The organism is Pseudomonas sp. P5_A2_2, from assembly GCF_054177685.1.
Genome location: NZ_JBGCUL010000506.1, coordinates 1 through 3,277, shown reverse-complemented (window position 1 = coordinate 3,277; position 3,277 = coordinate 1). Strand labels below are relative to the sequence as shown.

The following is a 3,277-nucleotide window of genomic DNA, read 5'->3' as shown; positions in this document are numbered from 1 at the left end:
CTCCTGAACAAATAGTTAGCACTGCCACTAACGCTCCAGGCTCAGGGCTTCAATTAAGTCCTGCACGTCGGCCTTCACATACATTTTCGTTCTCCGCGTCTATCTACGAGCTCACGGATGCCTGACTCGCCTAGGCATGCGGGGGGCAGCGAGATTCAGTCTATGCTGTTCGGACGGAGCACAAGTGACAGATCCAAGACTATTTCTGCCACAAATGCTCACTCTATGCCCGGACGCACGGGGCCTCCTCCAATGAAAAAGTTGACGAAACCAGCCGCTCCGCGCGCAGACGTGAGGCAGAAGCGGATTGTCATATTGGGTTTGCCACCGGTGGACGCGCTCGACGTGATCGGCCCAGCGGAAGTAATCGCGTGGGCGAATCAACTGGACGGCGCTAGCCTTGCCCCGTACGTGCTCGAACTAGTCAGCTCTGCTGCTGATGTGCACCTCGAGAGCGAAACAGGTATTGGGTTCAGAGGGCATCGCACACTCGAGCAAGAGCGTCGTGCGAACAAACCCATCGACACCTTGATCGTGACAATGGGCTCCAAGTCGTTCGAACAGGTCGACCAGGAAGCCATAGAGTGGCTTCGAACGCGCTCGAAGACTGTGCGGCGCGTGTGCTCTATATGTGTTGGGGCGTTCGCCCTGGCTGCCGCGGGCCTTCTGGACGGCCGCAGGGCAACGACTCATTGGAGCGTGGCACGACGTTTGGCGGAGCGCTACCCCAAGGTACAGGTCGACCCGTCTCCCATCTGGGTGAAAGACGGCAATGTCTATACGTCAGCTGGCATATCGTCCGGAATCGACCTCGCGCTATCGCTGGTAAGTGAAGATCTTGGAAATGACTTCGCCATGGAGATAGCGAAGAATTTGGTTTTGTACTTACGTCGTCCAGGCGGACAGGCGCAGTTCAGCTTCGCACTTCAGTCACAGCAGGCGCACAATTCAAGTCTGAGCGACTTATGCCTCTGGATCAGTGAGCATCTGCATATGGATCTCACAATCGAGATGATGGCAGCCAGAGTTTCAACCAGTGTCAGAACGCTGATACGAATGTTTCAGCGGGAATTGCAGACCACGCCTGCAAAATACGTCGAAACCGTCCGGCTGGAAGCGGTCTGCCGTTCGCTTGCGCTTGGCGAAAAATCGATGCACGACATCTGTCGCCGGAACGGTTACCACGGCGTCGACGTGCTTAGGAAGGCATTTACGCGCCGCTTCGGTGTGAGCCCAATGGAATACTCCCAGCGCTTCGACAAAAGCACCGAGCCGACGCAGTCCGGTTGACGTCGACTTCCAGCACCTGCAAGCGATACCGCCAAACCTATGGGCCGCCGATAGTCCGCGACTAATCGTCAGAGACACCGTGCGTGATATCGCCGACTACCACAGACGCAAGCTCCCGCCTTAACGCGTCTACCTTTTCAGTACCGTTCATTTGCTCAAACTGTCGTTGAGCCTCTTCCCAGAGAGGTGYAGTCCTTTCGAACAAGCTCCGCCCCTCCTCCGTTAGCACTACCAGGCGACTTCTTCCGTCAGATGGAGAGGGGCTGATCGAAATCAATCCTCCCCGTTCCAGGAAACCCGCCATTTTCCCCATCGCCGTGCGCTCGATATCGAGCCGCTCAGCAAGGGTATTGATTGCAGCAGTCCCCATTTCGTGGAGAGCAGCCAAGGTAAGGTATTGGGTGATCCGCAGACCCGATGGCTCAAGCTGCGCATCATAAAAGCGAGTGATCTGCCGGCTCGCCCTCCTTATTGCGGAGCAATTGCACTGGTCGATCCCTGTTGGTTGGTTAACCGGCAGCATCTGTATATTTCCTCACTACTACTGATGACTATTTACGCCCCGGACGTACGAGTCACGCATAGACGTCACGGTATTTTTCGATGAACGCCTGCACTGACAGCGCAGGTGTGCCGGTGATCTTCTCAACCACGTCGTTCACACCCGCAAAGACACCCTCTCGGTAGTTCTGAGCAACTTCGACCAGGTGTTGTACCAAGGCCGCAGGAAACTTGTACTCGTGTTCCATTTTATGCTGGAACGCCTCGATTGATGTCGGAGCGTACTCGATTTCCGCGCCAAGCACTTCGCTCATGGCAGCAGCGATCTCGGTGTGATTCATCTCGATCGGACCATGAAGGCTGTAAATTTTACCTTCATGCCCTGCAGGGTTGGCCAAAATGTGGGCGATCACCCGACCTTGGTCGTCAGTAGCAATAGGAGCGTGGCGACCATTCTCGAAGGGGAACTCGATTTTCTTCTTGGCCCGGATTTCCTTTGCGAAGTGAGGGTACGCAAGCCAGTCCGCGAAGAAGGTAGGGCGAAGGTGCGTTGTCGGTACACCCGACCAGTCGAATACACGTTCGGAGATCCAATGGTCCTGTGCCAAATGGCTTTTGGAATCACGCCGCGCGGAGATCTGCGACATGTTCACGATCGCCTTTACCCCGGCCTCTTTCGCTGCTTGGGCAAAATAGGCCGCACCTTCGACGATTCCCGGTGCGAGTGGATAAAGGAAATAGGCCGAGCGAATGCCTTCCATCGCTGCACGAATGGCATCGATGTCGGTGAAATCGCCAATAGCAATTTCAACTCCGCGCTGGCGCAGAGCTGCTGCCCTTTCGTCGTCCGAACGCACGTACGCGCGGACGCTCTTGCCCAACTTAAGCAGTTCGTCGATTGCTGCAGCACCAGTCCGCCCGGTTGCACCGCTTACAAGAATTTCAGCTGCGCTCATGATCGTAGTCCTCTCAATTGGTTAGAGCCTATGCTCTTTAATTCACGATAGGAGCATATGCCCCTATGCGATTTAAGATAGGAGCATGTGCTCCTATTGTCAATTGACGGCAATGACCGTTCAGCGGTTCGACAATTCTGTACTCGCCATTTTCCGATCCGCGAGCACTGTGCAGCAGCGCTAACGTTGATCGGTGTTGATAGGAAGCCGCTCCCAACCAGTGTCGATATCGACCTTAATTATGTCGATATCGCCAATGGCTGTCTTGCAATTGCCACCGTACTCTGTGCCTGAAGCGGGCGGTTATAGCCCTTAGCTTCCCCCTGCGCTTAGGTGGCTGAGTGAACTGGTCAACTAATTTTGGACACCAGTTACGGTTTTCATGCCGCCAGTTTTTCCATAGCTACCGGTGAACGATAGCCGTTGTAGCTATGGAGCCTGACGTTGTTGTAACGCATCACGTAGCGTTGCACGTCTATGCGGGCTTCATGCTCAGAGTTGTAGCCATCTTCTGGCACCCACTCTGATTT

General features: G+C 54.9%; 3 protein-coding genes. 1 reads left to right on the top strand and 2 read right to left on the bottom strand.

Annotation, left to right across the window (positions count from 1 at the left end; all coding sequences use genetic code 11):
- The first annotated feature begins 252 nt into the window (after positions 1–252).
- The gene (locus ACXRVY_RS21285) at positions 253–1,290 is read left to right on the top strand and encodes a GlxA family transcriptional regulator (protein ID WP_223458902.1); all 1,038 of its coding nucleotides are present in this window, start codon (positions 253–255) and stop codon (positions 1,288–1,290) included.
- Between the two features lie 61 nt (positions 1,291–1,351).
- Here the strand turns inward: ACXRVY_RS21285 and ACXRVY_RS21280 are convergent, their stop codons facing one another.
- Together ACXRVY_RS21280 and ACXRVY_RS21275 are read right to left on the bottom strand one after the other, a co-directional pair.
- Entirely contained in the window at positions 1,352–1,813 is a 462-nt protein-coding gene (locus ACXRVY_RS21280) for a MarR family winged helix-turn-helix transcriptional regulator (protein WP_458238171.1), read from the bottom strand.
- 52 nt (positions 1,814–1,865) lie between these two features.
- Positions 1,866–2,747, bottom strand: a complete 882-nt coding sequence (locus tag ACXRVY_RS21275) for an NmrA family NAD(P)-binding protein (RefSeq protein ID WP_223458898.1) — start codon at positions 2,745–2,747, stop codon at positions 1,866–1,868.
- Positions 2,748–3,277 lie beyond the last annotated feature (530 nt).